Source organism: Ruegeria sp. G5, assembly GCF_056533365.1.
Map to the genome: position 1 here is coordinate 353,798 of NZ_JBQFOK010000001.1, position 16,203 is coordinate 370,000.

15 protein-coding genes and 1 pseudogene are annotated in these 16,203 nt (G+C 56.8%); 9 read left to right on the forward strand and 7 right to left on the reverse strand.

The window, feature by feature from the left end; translation table 11 throughout:
* The first annotated feature begins 86 nt into the window (after positions 1 to 86).
* Positions 87 to 1,460 carry a radical SAM protein gene (locus tag ACR0BD_RS01735; RefSeq protein ID WP_480828526.1) on the forward strand — a complete coding sequence of 458 codons (1,374 nt, stop codon included), beginning with the start codon at positions 87 to 89 and terminating at the stop codon, positions 1,458 to 1,460.
* Positions 1,457 to 2,296 (forward strand): DUF547 domain-containing protein, encoded by an 840-nt coding sequence (locus ACR0BD_RS01740; protein ID WP_480828527.1) that lies wholly within the window; start codon positions 1,457 to 1,459, stop codon positions 2,294 to 2,296. Before ACR0BD_RS01735 ends, ACR0BD_RS01740 begins: the two co-directional genes overlap by 4 nt.
* A gap of 5 nt (positions 2,297 to 2,301) precedes the next feature.
* Here ACR0BD_RS01740 and ACR0BD_RS01745 read toward each other — a convergent pair whose 3' ends face one another.
* Positions 2,302 to 3,291: an adenosine kinase gene (locus tag ACR0BD_RS01745; RefSeq protein WP_480828529.1), complete on the reverse strand. Its 990-nt coding sequence runs from the start codon at positions 3,289 to 3,291 to the stop codon at positions 2,302 to 2,304.
* Positions 3,288 to 3,932: an endonuclease III gene (gene nth / locus ACR0BD_RS01750; protein ID WP_480828531.1), complete on the reverse strand. Its 645-nt coding sequence runs from the start codon at positions 3,930 to 3,932 to the stop codon at positions 3,288 to 3,290. Before nth ends, ACR0BD_RS01745 begins: the two co-directional genes overlap by 4 nt.
* Positions 3,933 to 4,051: 119 nt before the next feature.
* Between nth and ACR0BD_RS01755 the strand changes: the two genes are divergently transcribed.
* Positions 4,052 to 4,894: a bifunctional helix-turn-helix domain-containing protein/methylated-DNA--[protein]-cysteine S-methyltransferase gene (locus ACR0BD_RS01755; RefSeq protein ID WP_480828533.1), complete on the forward strand. Its 843-nt coding sequence runs from the start codon at positions 4,052 to 4,054 to the stop codon at positions 4,892 to 4,894.
* A gap of 55 nt (positions 4,895 to 4,949) precedes the next feature.
* Here the strand turns inward: ACR0BD_RS01755 and ACR0BD_RS01760 are convergent, their stop codons facing one another.
* A complete protein-coding gene (locus ACR0BD_RS01760) occupies positions 4,950 to 6,389 on the reverse strand; it encodes an aldehyde dehydrogenase family protein (protein WP_480828534.1) in 1,440 nt (479 codons plus the stop codon).
* Between the two features lie 213 nt (positions 6,390 to 6,602).
* Between ACR0BD_RS01760 and ACR0BD_RS01765 the strand changes: the two genes are divergently transcribed.
* On the forward strand, positions 6,603 to 7,253 hold the full coding sequence (locus tag ACR0BD_RS01765; RefSeq protein WP_480828535.1) for a peroxiredoxin: 651 nt from the start codon (positions 6,603 to 6,605) through the stop codon (positions 7,251 to 7,253).
* A gap of 71 nt (positions 7,254 to 7,324) precedes the next feature.
* Here the strand turns inward: ACR0BD_RS01765 and ACR0BD_RS01770 are convergent, their stop codons facing one another.
* The 3 genes from ACR0BD_RS01770 to ACR0BD_RS01780 form a co-directional block, all read right to left on the reverse strand.
* Positions 7,325 to 8,047, reverse strand: coding sequence for a glycosyltransferase family 25 protein (locus ACR0BD_RS01770; protein WP_480828538.1), 723 nt, complete (start codon positions 8,045 to 8,047; stop codon positions 7,325 to 7,327).
* Between the two features lie 68 nt (positions 8,048 to 8,115).
* The gene (locus tag ACR0BD_RS01775; protein WP_480828542.1) at positions 8,116 to 8,805 is read right to left on the reverse strand and encodes an outer membrane protein; all 690 of its coding nucleotides are present in this window, start codon (positions 8,803 to 8,805) and stop codon (positions 8,116 to 8,118) included.
* A gap of 141 nt (positions 8,806 to 8,946) precedes the next feature.
* Positions 8,947 to 9,423 (reverse strand): PACE efflux transporter, encoded by a 477-nt coding sequence (locus ACR0BD_RS01780; protein WP_480828543.1) that lies wholly within the window; start codon positions 9,421 to 9,423, stop codon positions 8,947 to 8,949.
* Positions 9,424 to 9,697: 274 nt separating this feature from the next.
* Between ACR0BD_RS01780 and ACR0BD_RS01785 the strand changes: the two genes are divergently transcribed.
* Together ACR0BD_RS01785 and ACR0BD_RS01790 are read left to right on the forward strand one after the other, a co-directional pair.
* Positions 9,698 to 10,336 carry a DUF1326 domain-containing protein gene (locus tag ACR0BD_RS01785; RefSeq protein ID WP_480828544.1) on the forward strand — a complete coding sequence of 213 codons (639 nt, stop codon included), beginning with the start codon at positions 9,698 to 9,700 and terminating at the stop codon, positions 10,334 to 10,336.
* A gap of 197 nt (positions 10,337 to 10,533) precedes the next feature.
* Positions 10,534 to 11,277 (forward strand): class I SAM-dependent methyltransferase, encoded by a 744-nt coding sequence (locus ACR0BD_RS01790; protein ID WP_480828545.1) that lies wholly within the window; start codon positions 10,534 to 10,536, stop codon positions 11,275 to 11,277.
* A 52-nt stretch (positions 11,278 to 11,329) separates the two neighbouring features.
* Here the strand turns inward: ACR0BD_RS01790 and pnp are convergent, their stop codons facing one another.
* Positions 11,330 to 13,477, reverse strand: coding sequence for a polyribonucleotide nucleotidyltransferase (gene pnp, locus ACR0BD_RS01795; protein WP_480828547.1), 2,148 nt, complete (start codon positions 13,475 to 13,477; stop codon positions 11,330 to 11,332).
* 366 nt (positions 13,478 to 13,843) lie between these two features.
* On the opposite strand from pnp, the pseudogene ACR0BD_RS01800 reads away from it, so the two are divergent.
* The 3 genes and pseudogenes from ACR0BD_RS01800 to ACR0BD_RS01810 all read left to right on the forward strand — a co-directional run.
* Positions 13,844 to 14,170 (forward strand): annotated as a pseudogene (locus ACR0BD_RS01800) (GTP-binding protein); the annotation flags it as partial.
* 26 nt (positions 14,171 to 14,196) lie between these two features.
* Positions 14,197 to 14,850 carry a DUF1826 domain-containing protein gene (locus ACR0BD_RS01805; RefSeq protein WP_480828548.1) on the forward strand — a complete coding sequence of 218 codons (654 nt, stop codon included), beginning with the start codon at positions 14,197 to 14,199 and terminating at the stop codon, positions 14,848 to 14,850.
* Positions 14,851 to 15,127: 277 nt separating this feature from the next.
* Complete coding sequence (locus ACR0BD_RS01810) at positions 15,128 to 16,186, forward strand: hypothetical protein (RefSeq protein WP_480828549.1); 1,059 nt, start codon at positions 15,128 to 15,130, stop codon at positions 16,184 to 16,186.
* The last annotated feature ends 17 nt before the right edge of the window (positions 16,187 to 16,203 follow it).

Genomic DNA, 16,203 nt, shown 5'->3' on the forward strand with positions numbered 1-16,203 from the left:
TGTTTTTGCTGGCGGGCGTTCACTGCGCTGCACGTTGCCGTGAGGGGGCGTAGTTCGGGCTGGGGCACATCTCTAGCTTGGTCCGCATGAGAGACACCGCGCATACCGAACTCGCCATCGCTCCTGCAGGGCGCAAATTCACCGGCTCAGATCGCCGCGCACCTTTGCGTACGGGTTTGAAAAGCTGTGGCGAATACGGCGCCGGACAGACTGCGGGTCGCTTTTATCCCATTGCCTGCGTAGCGCTTGAGGTGACGCAGCGCTGCAATCTTGATTGTACACTGTGCTATCTGTCTGACCGGGCCGAGATGACATATGACCCCCCGCTCTCGGTCCTGTTTGCGCGGTTGGCTACGATCCACAGCCACTATGGATCTGGCGTTTCCGTACAGTTGACAGGTGGGGATCCGACGTTGCGCAAAGTCGAAGATCTTGAGGCGCTGTGCCGTGAGATCCGACGATTGGGCATGCGGTCCTGCTTGATGACGAATGGGATTCGCGCCAGCCGGGCCTTTTTGACACGTCTTGCCGCTGCCGGGCTGGACGACGTGGCCTTTCATGTGGACATGACACAGGAGCGTAAAGGATTTGAGAGCGAGGTCGAACTGAACACGGTTCGTCGGGCGTATATTCGCCGCGCGCGCGGGCTGGGCCTTCGGATTTTGTTCAATACCACGGTGTTTGAAGGCAACTTTGCCGAGCTTCCGGCACTGGCCCGCTACCTGAGAGACCGGCCCGAGGTTGCCTTTGTGTCGTTCCAGATGCAGGCCGATACCGGGCGCGGCGTGTTGCGTGAACGTCCCGACATGATCACACAGGACAGCGTCGCCAAAGCTGTTGAGGAAGGCTACGAAACCCCCTTGCATTTCGGCACGGCCGCCGTGGGTCATTCCAAGTGCAACCGATACGCAAGCGTCGTGACGGCTGGTGGTCGGGCAAGATCAGTGCTGTCAAACCCAAAACTGGTTAATCGCGTCATAGCAGCGCTTGAAAAGGCTGACCGCGCGACAGACGGGCATCTGGTGATACGAGACGGCGTGCGGCGCATGGCTTTCCGAAACCCACGGCTGGCTTTGAGGGCCGGTTTGCATCTGGTGGGATGTGTTTTGCGGCTGGGGACCGGGCTGTTGCGGGGGCCGGTTCGTCGGCAGGCTGTTTTCATTCACAACTTCATGGCAGCGGATGCGTTGGAAGAAGACCGATGTGCGTCATGCGTGTTTATGGTGGCGACGGCGAACGGGCCCTTGTCCATGTGTGTGCACAACGCCCAACGCGACATGCACCTTGCCAGCCCCGATCGCATTGACGGTCCAACCGGCCCCAGCTGGTGGAACGCTGCGGTTCCGCGCCTGTCGGGTGGCCCCGACCTACCTGATCTAAGTGATCCTGCGCTGGCCCCTATGAAACGATTGAAAGGGCAGATGCGCGCCCTGCGTCAAACTCGAAAGGACGCGTCATGAGAGCCTTCCTGCTGATCCTGCTATTTCCGCTGCTCGCAGCCTGTGCAAGCGTCGAACGTCTGGCTTTGCCGGCTGCAGCACCCTTGCCAGACAGCGCGTTGACCCAAACCGCGCCCCCGCCGGGTGAACGCGTCGATCACCGCGAGTGGAGCGCGTTCCTGAACAGCTACGTGGCACCGGACGCGCAAGGTGTGAATCGCGTCGCTTACGCGCAGGTTACGCAAGCCGACCAAGCGCGGCTGGATAACTACCTGAACCGGTTGCAGTCAGTGGACCCAACCACGCTGACCCGCGATCAGCAGCTTGCGTATTGGATCAACCTTTATAATGCCGTTACGGTTGATCTGATCCTTGAAAACTATCCGGTTGCGTCGATCCGGGATATTACAGATGGCGGGTTCTCTTTTGGCCCATGGGACCGGCCACTGGTCACGGTGGAGGGTCAGACCCTCACCCTGAACGAGATCGAACACCGCATCATTCGCCCAACCTTTGACGAACCTCGCATTCATTATGCGTTGAACTGTGCAGCCGTGGGCTGCCCCAACCTGATGGATCGCGCATGGCAGGCTGAAACGCTGGAGCGCGACCTAGCCGCAGCAGAACGCGCCTATATCAATGATCCGCGCGGTGTGCGCTTCAATGATCGTGGCGGCCTGATCCTGTCCAAGATCTATGTCTGGTTCCGCGAGGATTTCGGATCGAATGAGAAAGCCGTTTCGGAATACATCAAGACGGCTGCCGACCCGGCCTTAAAAGAGCAGCTGGAGAACACGCCGCGGGTCAGCGCCTATAAATACGATTGGGCGCTGAACGACGCGGCAACCGGGTCCTGAGCGTGTTACAAAAGCCCTTCGGCCTGTAAAAGCTCCTTCATGTTCGCTTCGGGGCGTGGGCCGATGTGGCTGATGACCTCGCGCGCGCAGACATTGCCGATCTTGGCACAGGTCTCGTAATCGCGACCTGTGGCCATTCCGAACAGGAAACCGGCGGCGAACTGGTCGCCTGCTCCGGTTGCATCTACCGGCACAACCTTTTCTACCGGCACATCTGTGCGCTGACCGTCGAACAAAACCGTCACGCCGTCGCCTGAACGGGTGCAAACGACCAGCGGACAGATCGCTGCGGTTTTCGCCAGTGCTTCTTCCAGATCGTCGGTTTCAAACAGCGATTTGATCTCGGCCTCGTTGCCGATGACGAAATCCAGCTCATTCTCAATCAGCAGCAGGAAATCGACCCGGTGACGTTCCACGCAGAACGGATCGGAAATGGCGATCCCCGCTTTACCTCCGCCAGCGTGGCAGGTGCGCGCAGCCTCAAGAAACGCGGCTTTGCCCTTTTCCTTGTCGAACAGATACCCCTCAAGGAACATGATTTGGCTGTTGCCCGACACGTCCTTGGATACGTCCTGAGACGACAGTTCCGAGGAAATGCCCAGATAGGTGTTCATCGACCGCTCGCCATCGGGCGACACGAAAATCATCGAGCGTGAGGTCGGCAACTCGCCCCCCGGAACCGGCGGGTTCACGAAATCAACCCCATCCTCGTTCATCGCATCCGCATAGAACCGCCCCAACGCGTCGTCATGAACCCGACCGATAAAAGCCGCATCCAGACCCAGCGCACCTGCACCCGCGATGGTATTTGCGACCGACCCACCCGGCGTCTGCACCCGGCCTTCCATCGAGGCATAAAGAACCTCACCGCGTTCCTGCTCGATCAGTTGCATAATGCCCTTCTCGATGCCCATCAGTTCCAGAAAACTGTCATCGGCCTGAGAGATCACGTCCACAACGGCGTTTCCGATACCGGTGAGCTGATAGGTTTTCATAAGTTCTTGTCCTCGAATTGGCAGAGATCGCGGATGATACAGGTTCCGCATAAGGGTTTGCGCGCTTTGCAGTGATAGCGACCATGCAGGATCAGCCAGTGATGCGCGTGAAGCTGGAAATCGGCGGGAATATTGTCTTCGATGGCGCGCTCGACGGCGTCCACATCCTTGCCGGGACAGATGCCAGTGCGGTTGCCGACGCGAAAGATATGCGTATCCACAGCCTGCGCCGGTTGCCGCCACCACATGTTCAGAACCACATTGGCCGTCTTGCGCCCGACACCGGGCAGCGATTGCAAGGCGGCGCGAGAATTGGGCACTTCGCCGCCATAGTCTTCGACCAGAATACGGCTGAGTTTGATGACGTTCTTGGCCTTTTGGCGGAACAGACCAATGGTCTTGATATGCTCGGTCAGCCCCTCTTCGCCCAGATCCAGCATCTTTTGCGGGGTGTCCGCGATCTTGAACAGCTCGCGCGTGGCTTTGTTGACGCCTGCATCGGTTGCCTGCGCCGAAAGCGCGACTGCAACGACCAGAGTGTAGACGTTCACATGCTCCAGCTCACCCTTGGGTTCGGGGTCGGCCTCTTGAAAGCGCGTAAAGATCTCGCGGATCGTGTGATAATCGAGTTGCTTTGCCATCCGGGTCTTAATGCCGCCCACAGGGCTTTGACACAAGCCCAAAGCCAATGCGCAAGTTCCGGGTCGCGATGGCGTGACCTGCGCGCTATGGTTTGGCCAATTGGAATGAGGTGAGTCCCATGAACGTCCAGACCCCCGAAAGCGGATACCACTACAACGTCATGCGCCGCGCGATCGAGTTGATTGATCAGGGGGGTGAGGCCCTCAGCCTTGAGGAATTGGCTAGGCAGATGGACATGAGCCCAGCGCATTTCCAGCGATTGTTCTCGCGTTGGACAGGCGTGTCCCCCAAACGGTATCAGCAGTATCTGACATTGGGTCATGCCAAGGCGCTGCTGCGTGAACGGTTCACCACTTTGGACACGGCGCACAATGTCGGTCTGTCAGGAAGCGGCCGTTTGCACGATCTTTTTCTCAAGTGGGAATCCATGAGCCCCGGCGAATACGCCCGCAAAGGTGAAGGGCTTACGATTTATTGGGGTTGGTTCGATTGTCCCTTTGGCCCGACGCTGGTGATGGGAACCGACAAAGGCATCTGCGGCATGGCCTTTGGTTCAGAGACCGGAGAAGAAGCCGCGATGGAGGATATGACCTCTCGCTGGCCCAAGGCGACCTATGTCCAGGATGCCGAAAAACTGCGTCCCTGGGTCGATGCGTCCTTCGGAGCAGAGCGATCTGAAACGCCACTGCATCTGATCGGTTCCCCCCTTCAGATCAAAGTGTGGGAGGCACTGATGCATATCCCCTCAGGCCAGGTCACCACCTATTCAGAGATCGCGCAGCGGGTCGGTTCACCGCAAGCCGTTCGCGCAGTGGGCACCGCCGTTGGGCGCAATCCGGTCAGTTGGCTGATTCCGTGCCATAGGGCGCTGCGAAAATCGGGTGGGTTGGGCGGCTATCACTGGGGGTTGCCGGTCAAACGCGCCATGCTGGCCTATGAAGCCGCACAGGCGGATGCCTGAAAAATAGAGTGAGGCACCCTTGGGTGCCTCTCAACTGGACAATAGTTTGCACCGCTTACTCGGCGGCCCAACCGCCGACAGCTTTGACCTCAAGGAAATCCTCAAGCCCCCAGACGCCGCCCTCGCGCCCATTGCCGGATTGCTTCATCCCCCCAAAAGGCGATCCTGCGCTGCGCGACTGACCATTCATTTCGACCATACCGGACCGCAAAGCCCGAGCCATGCGATTGGCGCGGGCTCCATCCTGTGTTTGGACGTAATTCGTCAGGCCGTAAGGCGTGTCATTGGCAATCTCGATGGCCTCTTCCTCGGTATCGAAGGGGATCATGGTCAGAACAGGCCCAAAGATTTCCTCGCGCGCGATGGTCATCTGGTTGTTGGCATCAGCAAAGACGGTCGGGCGCACATAATAGCCTTTGTTCAGGCCTTCGGGCCGTCCGGTGCCACCTGCAACCAGGCGCGCACCTTCGTCGATCCCCTTTTGGATCAGGTCCTGAATCTTGTTCCACTGCACCTCGTTCACGACCGGGCCAATATGACGGCCTTCTTCGGACGCCGGACCGACGCCTACCTTGGTTGCGACCTCGGCCGCCGTTTCTACGGCTTGGTCGTAAATCGGGCGCTGAACAAGCATCCGGCTGGGGGCATTACAGCTTTGACCTGTGTTGTTCATCATGTGCAGCACGCCGCGCTTGACGGCTTTTTCATCTGCGTCCGCAAAAACCACGTTCGCGCCTTTACCCCCCAGTTCAAGATGCACTTTCTTGAGCGTGTCAGCGGCATTCTTGGAAATTGCCGTTCCCGCGCGGGTCGAGCCGGTAAAGCTGATCATGTCCACGTCTGGATGCGCTGAAAGGTGTGAGCCGACGCCGACGCCATCCCCGTTCACCAGATTGAAAACGCCCGGCGGGAATCCTGCTTCATCCATCATTTCAGCAAAGATCATCGCGTTCAGCGGGCTTTGCTCGGACGGTTTCAGGACCATTGTGCAGCCAGCGATTGCGGCGGCCCCTACTTTGAGTGTGATCTGATTCATCGGCCAATTCCACGGCGTGATCAACGCGGCGACACCGACGGCCTCGTAAATGATTCTGTCATTCGGAGCATGCTCACCCAGCGGGCGGTCGAACTCAAAGGCCTTCGCCGCGCGCACAAAATTCTTCAAATGCCAGATACCTGCACCCACTTGCTGGGTTCGCGACATATCAATCGGAGCACCCATTTCGTGCGTCATGGCTTGAGCAAGGTCTTCGGTGCGGGTCTGGTAAACTTCGACCAGTTTTTCAACCAACGCTATGCGTTGGCTGACCGGGGTGGCCATCCACCCCGGCAAAGCGGTTTTCGCGGCCGCAACAGCCGCGTCAGTATCGGAGGCCCCACCCAATGAGATTACGGCGCAAGGCTCTTCGGTTGATGGGTCGATGACCTGAAAATCGTTTGGCTGTGCCGGGGAAACCCACTGGCCATTGATATAGAAATCGCGCTTTTCGATCATGAGGGTTCCTCCGCACCACAAGATAACCGACCGAACGGTCGGCTTATAATCCACTTTGGCATCGCAGGGATGGCGACGAAAGCGAAAAACGTAAGTCAAATATGGCGATACGTGAATTTACCTTACGTAAGCACTCAAAGGTTTAACCTGCGGCCAAAGTGGTTAAGTTTGCTGCAACCGACTCGGTTCCCATACCAACAGAGGAGACGCATCATGGGTTTGCGCATCAACGACACTGTCCCGAATTTTACGGCGGAAACGGATCAGGGGACCATTCAGTTCCACGATTGGATCGGCGACAGCTGGGCGATCCTGTTTTCCCACCCCAAGGACTTTACCCCGGTTTGCACCACTGAGTTCTCGGCGGTCGCGCAATTGAATGACCAATGGGCTGCACGTGGCACCAAGGTGATCGGTGTGTCCGTCGATGGTGTTGAAGACCACAAGAAGTGGAAGAAAGACATCGAGGCTTACGGCAACGCCAATCCGGGCTTTCCGATTATCGCGGATGATGGTCTGGCGGTTTCAAAAGCATTCGACATGCTGCCCGCCGAAGCTTACCTGCCCGATGGGCGTACCCCTGCGGACAGCGCGACCGTCCGCTCGGTATTCATCATCGGGCCCGATAAGCAGTTGAAGCTGTCGATGACCTATCCCATGACCGTTGGCCGTAATTTTGCGGAAATTCTACGCGCTCTGGACGGTCTTCAGATGAGTTCGAAGGGTGTTGCCACCCCGGCCAACTGGGTGCCGGGTGAAGACGTAATCATTCCACCTGCGGTATCGAATGAAGATGCCAAAGAGAAATTTGGTGAGTTTGAAACCATCTTCCCTTACCTGCGCAAGACCAAAGCACCCAGCTAAGAATGTGGGCGGGGCAATTGCTCCGCCCTTTTCCTTTTTAGGGCCGGCTGCTCTGGCTCAGGCCGGACGGCTTATGCGGCAGGTCTTTGAGGGTGTTGAAGCAGTTTCGCCCGATAGGCGGCCCGCTTGAACTCTCGCGTGACTTTGTCGGACGCTGGTGGGCGAACCTGAATGGTTGAACCACCGATTTGGCCCGCGATTTCCTGAATTCGCGTACCTTGCAAGGACAGGATTTGCTGTCCGGTCAGCCAATGCATTTGCAGAAACGTATCTACGGGACGGTCGATCTTGTCCGTAACGGCCAGCAACCTTTTGGCTGCATTTCGACCGACCACCTGACAAACGCACTGCAGTCCAATCACTTTGGGCAGGATCAGACGCATCCCATCTTGCCGGGCAAGAACCTTGGCCGCGACTTCGCGCTGTTTGACGGGTATGCGGATGTAGTGGTCAGGCGTGGCGATCGGCTCCAGTATCTTTAGTGCCGTAGCCATGCGCGCTGGATCAATCCGCAAATCGTCTTCGGTGATAATCGCCAGATCTATTTGCTCGTCTACCAGCTTGCGCCAAATCCGGCGATGGCTTTCGAACACGCCAATTTCTGCCGGGCGCAGCTTGAACGGGTATGCCGGGCGATGCAGATTGCCGGGAAACAACTGCACGCATGCAATCTGATGCGGGTCCCGGCCATCGACAGCCTCGAACAACTCAGCGTTTGGCAGATCATTGCACAGCTGTTCCGCGTTCGGTCGACGCGCAGCACTTGAAGACATATGAATAACGAAAGATCGCATGCCCCTGTGCATAGAGCACGAGGGCATGCGGGGGAAGTGAAACCGGAAAGAAACACTTCCCATTGCGGTCAGAAGCTTTGACGGAACCCGAAATTGACGCTGAATGCGTCGATATCGTCTTCAACAGTACCGGTTAGAGACCCATCAGGTGCAAAACGGTCAGAAGATACGTCGAAAGCACGAGAGTAGCGGGTATCCAGCGTCAGAGCGGTATTCTCACTGACGTCATATGAAACACCCGCAATGATTTGCGCCGCGAAGTTCGTGTCGCTGTCATCAAGCTCGAGCCCCGGACCATAGGCAAAGTCCAAATCGGTATAGGTCGCACCAATGCCCAGACCGACGTAAGGCGTGAACAATCCAGCCTGTTTGAAATCGACCAACACGTTGGCAAACAAAGAGGTCTGCGTCACGTCACCCGAAACGTTCCCTTCAGCGGCGGGGCCGTTGCCGGTAAAGTTTACCCCATCAACGTCGTTGTCGCGATAGGACAGCTCCAGCTCTATCCGGGTGCCGATGGTATCGTTGCTCCATTGTGGGATTTCCTTGCCCACAGCGACACCAAGGCCAAATCCACCATCAAAATCCGTGTCTACGTTTTCCGAAGATCCGTTGATAGTGCCGCTGAAGTCGCTGTCTTGCAGCTGGCTGTAGCCCGCGAAACCTTGAATATAAAGTCCGTCTGTCAGGCTTTGGGCGGACAGCGCTGATGCGCTGATCGTCAGGGCCGCCGTAGTAATGAGAAGACGCGTAACCATATCCATGTCCTTTGTTCCAAATGGTTCGTGTCGCTCATGTGGGCAACGCAGTTCCAAAAGGAAGCCAAGGGACCTTCACTTCGTTTCACAGGTATTTTGAGGGGTGTGAGCCGTTGATCTGCGGTTGAACTTAAACGCGCCTTACGTGACCGAAACCGGGCTAGCGGGATCTTTGAAAGAGGCGTCAGTTGAGTTGGGCTGAACGGGGCGAAGACGGTCGTAAACAATGTGGAATACATAGGTGTAGACCGAATAAGTCACGGTCAGGCCGAGGTTGAAGGCCAACGCCGCCTTTAGCGAATGTCCCCCTACATACATCAGCAACGGGCATGTGATGAGGACTGCGGTCACCTCGTGCATCACGGCATGAATAATTCGCAGTTGGTGGGGGCGAGCACAGGCAAGTCGACAGGTTCGGTGCCGCTCAATCAGGTCGAACAGCGTGTTGAATATCGGTGACCAGATCAGGATGACGATGGACAGCATGGTTATCAATGCGAACCCGTGGGCCATAGATGCGCCTGCGATATAGGCATAGACAGGTGAGACAAACGCGATGCCGATTAACTCGAAACTGCCCGTCTGAATGACTCGTTCCTTGAATGTCCTGAGTGTCATTTGCCGCCCCTTCAAATACACGCTTTTGAAATCTGTTCGCGCTGGTTTCGGGCCAAAAATGTCAGCCCAAGCGTAGATTGTTTCCGTTACGTAACCTGTCATGGCGCGGCGCCTTTGACTGTGAACTTGCACACAGACTCACGGTGACCGGCGGAAACACACCAATGGCTTCGTGTGTCGGGTCAAATATGTTAGGGTGACCCGGGGCGGGACATTCTTCATTTGGACAATTGCGGATATCGGGCATTCAAACTGTGCATCACAGGAGAAGACGATGGCGTTTAAAGATTGGTATTTGGAAGGCGATGCCTTCGGAAATTGCAATTGCGGGTACGCATGCCCCTGCCAGTTCGAGGAACTGCCGACAAACGGGCATTGCCGCGGGTTCGAAGTTCTGGAGGTATCGCGCGGGCATTTCGATGACGTCGATCTGACCGGTTGCAAGGCAGCTCTGATCTACGCTTGGCCGGGTCCGATTTTTGAGGGCGGCGGAGAGATGCAGGTCATCATTGACCACGGTGCCTCAGATGCACAGCGTGAGGCCTTGGAAAAGGTTTTCCACGGCGAAGAGACCGAAGAGATGGCGACCCATTGGTTCGTCTTCCGCGCGATGTGCAAGACCGTGCACGAAACCCTCTATCTACCGATCAATTTCGAAATGGATATGGAAGGCCGCACAGCCAAAGTTGCAATCGGTGACGTCCTAAATTCGACCGGTCGCCCGATTCAGGCGCCTCACGGCGGAGGTGAGCATCGTGTTCGGATCGACATCCCCGGCGGCATCGAATTCACTCTGGCCGAGATCGGCAGCGCCTCGACCAAGGCGGATGCCGCGATCAAGCTGGATCTCAATGACAGCTACGGGCAATGGCATGTGATGAAACATGGGCCGTCCGGTGTTGCGCATTCATAATCTGCCATGCGCCTCCGGGCAGAAGGCCAGAGGATTGAGACTGTGCTCGCGGCGCAGTACCGCTTGCGTGCATTTGAGCTCTGACAGAAATTGGCGCGAGATACAGCGCCGGGCCGGCATTCTGTTGCCCATTCAGACGTGGACAAAAGTATCTGGGCTTTTAGAGTGAAATTCAGGAATATTGAGCAGATTTCTGAATGACCGATACCTCTGAGACCGCGAATGAGGACATTTATGATCCCGCATTCGTTGCCGATCTGTTTGACCGGTGCTCGGCAAACTACCGACGCTGGAGCGCGGTCAGTTCCTTTGGCTTCACCTCGATATGGCGTCGCCAGTGTGTTGCCCGTCTGCAAGCCCCGGTCGGGGACGCAGCAGTGGTCGTTGATCTGATGGCGGGCACGGGTGAGGTCTGGCCGCACGTGCTGCGGCGCTTTCCCGATATCGGCGCGATCACGGCGCTGGACATATCACACCGAATGCATACCGTGGCGGTGGAACGGCTGCACCGGCAATATGCCGAGAAGATCTCGCATCTGGAGGCCAACGCACTTGAGACGGACCTGCCCGAGCATTTTGCGGACATGGTTGTCTCGACCTTCGGGCTCAAAACCTTCAATCCCGAACAGCAGTCGATACTGGCGGGTCAGGTGGCGCGCATTCTGAAACCGGGCGGGTGCTTTGCCCTCATCGAAGCTTCTGATCCCACCGGCTGGGTCCTGCGGCCGGTCTATCGGATGTATCTGGACAAGGTGCTGCCACAGATCGAGCGGTTTTTTCTGAACGGCGCGCAGGATTTCAGCATGATTGGCACCTATACGCGCAATTTCGGCAGCAGCGCGCATATGGCGCAGGCGTTGCGCGAGGCCGGTCTTGAGGTATCGCTGAAACGGCACTTCTTCGGATGCGCAACCAGTGTTGCCGGGCGCAAACCTGACTAAAAAGGCCCCGGCGTTTGCACCGAGGCCTTGATCATTTGAAAAGGAGTGCAGATTACTCTGCGTCTTCTTTCTTTTCTTTCTTCTCGGGCACGATCTCTTCGCCGGTTTCCTGATCGACCACTTTCATCGACAGGCGCACCTTGCCGCGGTCGTCAAAGCCCAGCAGCTTGACCTTTACTTCCTGACCTTCTTTCAGAACATCCGACGGATGGTTCAGGCGGCGGTTTTCGATCTGGGATACGTGGACCAGACCGTCGCGCTTGCCAAAGAAGTTCACGAAGGCACCGAAGTCGACGATCTTGACCACTTTACCGGTGTAGATCTGACCCTCTTCCGGCTCGGCCACGATCGAGTAGATCATGTCGTATGCCTTTTGGATCGACTCTCCGTCCGGCGAGGCGATCTTGATGACGCCATCGTCGTTGATGTCGACCTTGGCGCCCGAAACCTCAACGATTTCGCGGATGACCTTACCGCCCGAGCCGATCACTTCGCGGATCTTGTCAGTCGGGATGTTCATGGTCTCGATGCGTGGGGCGTGGACCGAGAATTCGTTGGTCTCGGACAGGGCTTTGCCCATCTCGCCCAGAATGTGCATCCGGCCCTCTTTGGCCTGTGCCAGAGCGGTTTCCATGATCTGCGGCGTGATGCCTGCGACCTTGATGTCCATCTGCAGCGAGGTGATGCCGTTTTCGGTACCTGCCACTTTGAAGTCCATGTCGCCCAGGTGGTCTTCGTCACCCAGAATATCGGTCAGAACAGCGTAGTCGCCGTCATCTTCCAGGATCAGACCCATGGCCACACCGGCAACCGGCGCTTTCAGCGGGACACCCGCATCCATCATCGACAGCGAACCGCCGCAGACAGAAGCCATTGAAGAGGAACCGTTGGATTCCGTGATCTCCGACACCACGCGAACGGTGTAGGGGAAGTCAGTCGGCGCAGGCAGAACCGCCTGCAGCGCGCGCCATGCCAGCTTGCCGTGGCCGATCTCGCGACGGCCGGGCGAACCCACGCGGCCAACTTCACCAACCGAATACGGAGGGAAGTTGTAATGCAGCAGGAAGTTCGATTTGAAGTTGCCGTGCAGCGCGTCGATGAACTGCTCATCGTCGCCGGTGCCCAGCGTGGTCACGGCCAGCGCCTGAGTCTCGCCACGGGTGAACAGGGCGGAACCGTGCGTACGCGGCAGCAGCGAGGTTTCGGCCTCAATCGCGCGGACATCGGTGGTCGAACGACCGTCGATACGCTTGCCGCCTTTGACGACGTCACCGCGCAGGATGCCGGCTTCCAGCTTTTTCATCGCCGAGCCGAGGTTGCTGTCTTCCAGCTGTTCCTCGGTCAGCGCTTCCTTGATGGCTTCGCGGGCCGCGGCAACAGCGGCAGTGCGCTCTTGCTTGTCGGTGATGGCGAAGGCGGCGCGCATTTGTTCTTCACCGGCAGCGGCGACAGCAGCATACAGCTCCGAGTAATCGGGGGCGACGAATTCAAACGGCTCTTTCGCGGTTTCTTCGGCCAAGCTGATGATCAGGTCGATCACCGGCTGGATCTGCTCATGCGCGAAGGTCACGGCGCCCAGCATTTCCGCCTCGGACAGTTCGTAGGCTTCGGATTCCACCATCATCACGGCGTCTTTGGTACCTGCAACAACCAGATCCAGACGCTGTTCAGGGTTCAGGCGCAGGTCCTGCATGTCGTCCACGGTCGGGTTCAGGACGTATTCGCCATCCACGAAACCAACGCGGGCACCGGCGATCGGACCCATGAACGGCGCGCCGGAAATGGTCAGAGCAGCGGAGGCGGCGATCATTGCAACGATGTCGGGATCGTTGACCAGATCGTGGCTCAGCACGGTGCACATGACCAGAACTTCGTTCTTGAAGCCGTCAACGAACAGCGGGCGGATCGGACGGTCGATCAGACGCGCGGTCAGCGTCTCTTTCTCGGTCGGGCGCGCCTCGCGCTTGAAGAAGCCGCCCGGAACCTTGCCGGCAGCATAGTATTTCTCTTGGTAGTGTACGGTCAGCGGGAAAAAGTCCTGACCGGGCTTTTGGCTCTTGGCAAAGGTCACGTTGGCCATGACGCTGGTTTCACCCAGCGTGGCAATCACGGTGCCGTCCGCCTGACGGGCAACCTTGCCGGTTTCCAGTGCCAGCGTCTCTTCGCCCCACTGAATCGATTTCTTTGTTACATCAAACATATGCGTATCCTAGAACGGAGCACTCCCGCCCCTGCGGGTCTCCGGTTTGCATGGCGGCCCCATTGCCGCCGACCCCATTTATCTTCCATTCGAGTGCCGGGGTCAGGGCACAACGTCTCAGATACCCGCGCGCATACATGAGAATGTGCAAGAAGGGAAGTGCGAACAGAACTGCGTGCGAGCATGGCAAGTTTGAACTATTGAAGTGTCTGCTGCGATTTTCCTGAACTGACACGTAACGATATTGGCGAAAAGCTTCTTGTAAATCATTATGTGATAACATAACAAATATTAGGCAGACCAATTTACACCCATTCGACGTCGCATCGTTTGCCGAGCTGCACATCTACATCACGGAGCCTTTAAATGACTGACACCCACCTTCCAGTAACTGTTCTGTCCGGCTTTCTTGGTGCAGGTAAGACAACGCTTCTGAGCAAGGTATTGAACAACCGCGACGGGCGTCGGGTTGCCGTTATCGTAAACGACATGTCTGAGGTGAATATTGACGCTGATCTGGTACGGGCGGACACCGAGTTGTCGCGAACAGATGAGACGCTTGTGGAGATGTCTAATGGGTGCATTTGCTGCACCCTGAGGGATGACTTGTTGGACGAAGTGCGCCGTCTGGCAGGAGAGAAACGCTTTGACTATTTGCTGATCGAATCCGCTGGGATTTCTGAGCCTTTCCCCAACTGGCGGCGCGCGGAGGCTGCAGCATGAAGTTCGTGCGCGAAGCCATAACCGACGCGGCGATTGGTGTTGGCGTTTCTGAGACTTCCAATGGTTTAAACGTCATTCATCAACCGGGTTGTGCAGCCGCGATTTGGAGGCGTAATCCTTTGCCGGGGTTTCAGTCTTGGTTGGACGGGCTAGATCCTCAGCAATTGCCTAAAACGCGTGTGATCCTACGCTCCGAAGCGGCGCGTGATGTGGCTCATTCTGTCTGCGAGGCATCGGGAATACCGGATTGCGCTGAACGCGACCGTCTCGTGTTTGATATTGCGTCTCTGTCGGGCCTTTTCTCGGGTCTCATGCGGACCAAATGGCTAGGCTTGCGTCTGGACGTCGTCGAAACCAACGCCTGCCGCCGGTTCCACATCGACGCGGTGACTGCACGTCTCGTTTGCACGTATCGAGGGACTGGGACCCAATATGGCATTTCGACGAGCGGGACTGATCCAAGTCGGGTATTTACCGTTCCAACCGGTTCACCGATTTTACTGCGCGGCACACTCTGGCCCGAGCATCCGGCATCGGGTTTGCTGCACCGTTCTCCGCCAATCGAAGGAACGGGCGAAACGCGTCTTGTGCTGGTGCTGGACCCGGTTCTGGATCCCGAAGGCGAGCCAGATTCAATTTACATGAATTGAGCACTTTTTCGTCCAAGAATGGATGCTCTGATCTAATAAGCAAAGCGTGAGACTTAGCACGCGTTGCAACTAATGCGTGTTAGACACACTTTCGAATGCAGAAAAACTGGTTTGTTGAAACCGACTAGGTAAATTCGGCAAGCTGCAAGACATGCGTATTTCAACCATTTTTCAATTTCTTTTACCGCTTGTACTGTTCGGGATTTCTTATCTTTTTTTGTCAGGCACACTGTCGTTTGTTCAATTTTATCATAGCTTCCAGCGTTTAGGGTCTGGTGTGATCGGTCGTTCTGCCGAAGCAGTGCACAGTGTTAAGACAGACGCGAGCATCGCTCTAATAGACAGATACACTTTTGCAGGTCAGCTTGACGCAACGCTTAGGTTTGCCGATCCCGAGGGGCGCGAGACTGTCTATGATGTGCACTACCCGGGTGACTACACCATGTTTTTTGATGGCCTTGGCCCAATGTGGTTGGCCAACTGGAGACCGGACATTGCCAACAATCCGCAAGTCACACCTGTTTTGGGGAATTCCTGTCTGCAGACGGTCGGGACCGAAAACCTTGCGCCCAGCGTTCGATATCGAACGGGATTCAAAGAATACATCGTGTGTCGCTTTCTGGATGAGCAAAAGCCCGATGCGCCGCGAGTCTACGACATTTCTGGTGCGAGCCCCGCTGTGATCGGGGTAATCTGGGCCAGCCCTAATCATCAACCGATCGATATTCCGCGCGAACGATGTATAGCCGAGATGCGCATCTGGTCGGCTGAGATTGCCCAACCCGGGGATCGTTTCATGGCCTGTCTCTTTGTTGTGAATGAGACGCCGGAGCAGGTCGAAGTTTTCGCTTTTGAATTGACCGATGACACCATTGTTGAGGTTGGCGGTGCCAATGAAAGCTGGTCGCGTGCGTCAGTCCCTGTGCGTGAGGACGCTCCGCGATTGAATCAATACCGGCTGATGCAAACCTGGCTGTTGGACGATGCTGCGCATGATCAAGCCATAGAACGGGCTCACAAGCGTTTTGAAGCCAGCCTTGATCAGATTATCCCACACCGAGTTTCGCGTTTCGATGGGGTCGAGCTTCGGGACGGCATAATCAATTTCACCTTCAGTGCGCGTAACACGGCCGAGATGGTTCGGATACGCGATGAGTCGATCTTTGGGGCAGATCTCCATCTCTACCGACATATCCGTCCGGTAATCTGCGGTTCGGACGAGCGTGCCGCCTTGCTGGCATTTCAGGAAAACCGGACCGCTTACATGTTCGACTTATTCCGAAACGACGGAAGACCCCTGACGCGGTTTGGCCGTTTCCCCAATCTGCCCTGTTAGTCCTGTCGGCTAAGAAC

Coding starts and splice junctions, on each gene's coding strand:
- ACR0BD_RS01735 (WP_480828526.1), top strand. CDS start 87: ATGAGAGACACCGCGCATACCGAACTCGCCATCGCTCCTGCAGGGCGC.
- ACR0BD_RS01740 (WP_480828527.1), top strand. CDS start 1,457: ATGAGAGCCTTCCTGCTGATCCTGCTATTTCCGCTGCTCGCAGCCTGT.
- ACR0BD_RS01745 (WP_480828529.1), bottom strand. CDS start 3,291: ATGAAAACCTATCAGCTCACCGGTATCGGAAACGCCGTTGTGGACGTG.
- nth (WP_480828531.1), bottom strand. CDS start 3,932: ATGGCAAAGCAACTCGATTATCACACGATCCGCGAGATCTTTACGCGC.
- ACR0BD_RS01755 (WP_480828533.1), top strand. CDS start 4,052: ATGAACGTCCAGACCCCCGAAAGCGGATACCACTACAACGTCATGCGC.
- ACR0BD_RS01760 (WP_480828534.1), bottom strand. CDS start 6,389: ATGATCGAAAAGCGCGATTTCTATATCAATGGCCAGTGGGTTTCCCCG.
- ACR0BD_RS01765 (WP_480828535.1), top strand. CDS start 6,603: ATGGGTTTGCGCATCAACGACACTGTCCCGAATTTTACGGCGGAAACG.
- ACR0BD_RS01770 (WP_480828538.1), bottom strand. CDS start 8,047: ATGCGATCTTTCGTTATTCATATGTCTTCAAGTGCTGCGCGTCGACCG.
- ACR0BD_RS01775 (WP_480828542.1), bottom strand. CDS start 8,805: ATGGTTACGCGTCTTCTCATTACTACGGCGGCCCTGACGATCAGCGCA.
- ACR0BD_RS01780 (WP_480828543.1), bottom strand. CDS start 9,423: ATGACACTCAGGACATTCAAGGAACGAGTCATTCAGACGGGCAGTTTC.
- ACR0BD_RS01785 (WP_480828544.1), top strand. CDS start 9,698: ATGGCGTTTAAAGATTGGTATTTGGAAGGCGATGCCTTCGGAAATTGC.
- ACR0BD_RS01790 (WP_480828545.1), top strand. CDS start 10,534: ATGACCGATACCTCTGAGACCGCGAATGAGGACATTTATGATCCCGCA.
- pnp (WP_480828547.1), bottom strand. CDS start 13,477: ATGTTTGATGTAACAAAGAAATCGATTCAGTGGGGCGAAGAGACGCTG.
- ACR0BD_RS01805 (WP_480828548.1), top strand. CDS start 14,197: ATGAAGTTCGTGCGCGAAGCCATAACCGACGCGGCGATTGGTGTTGGC.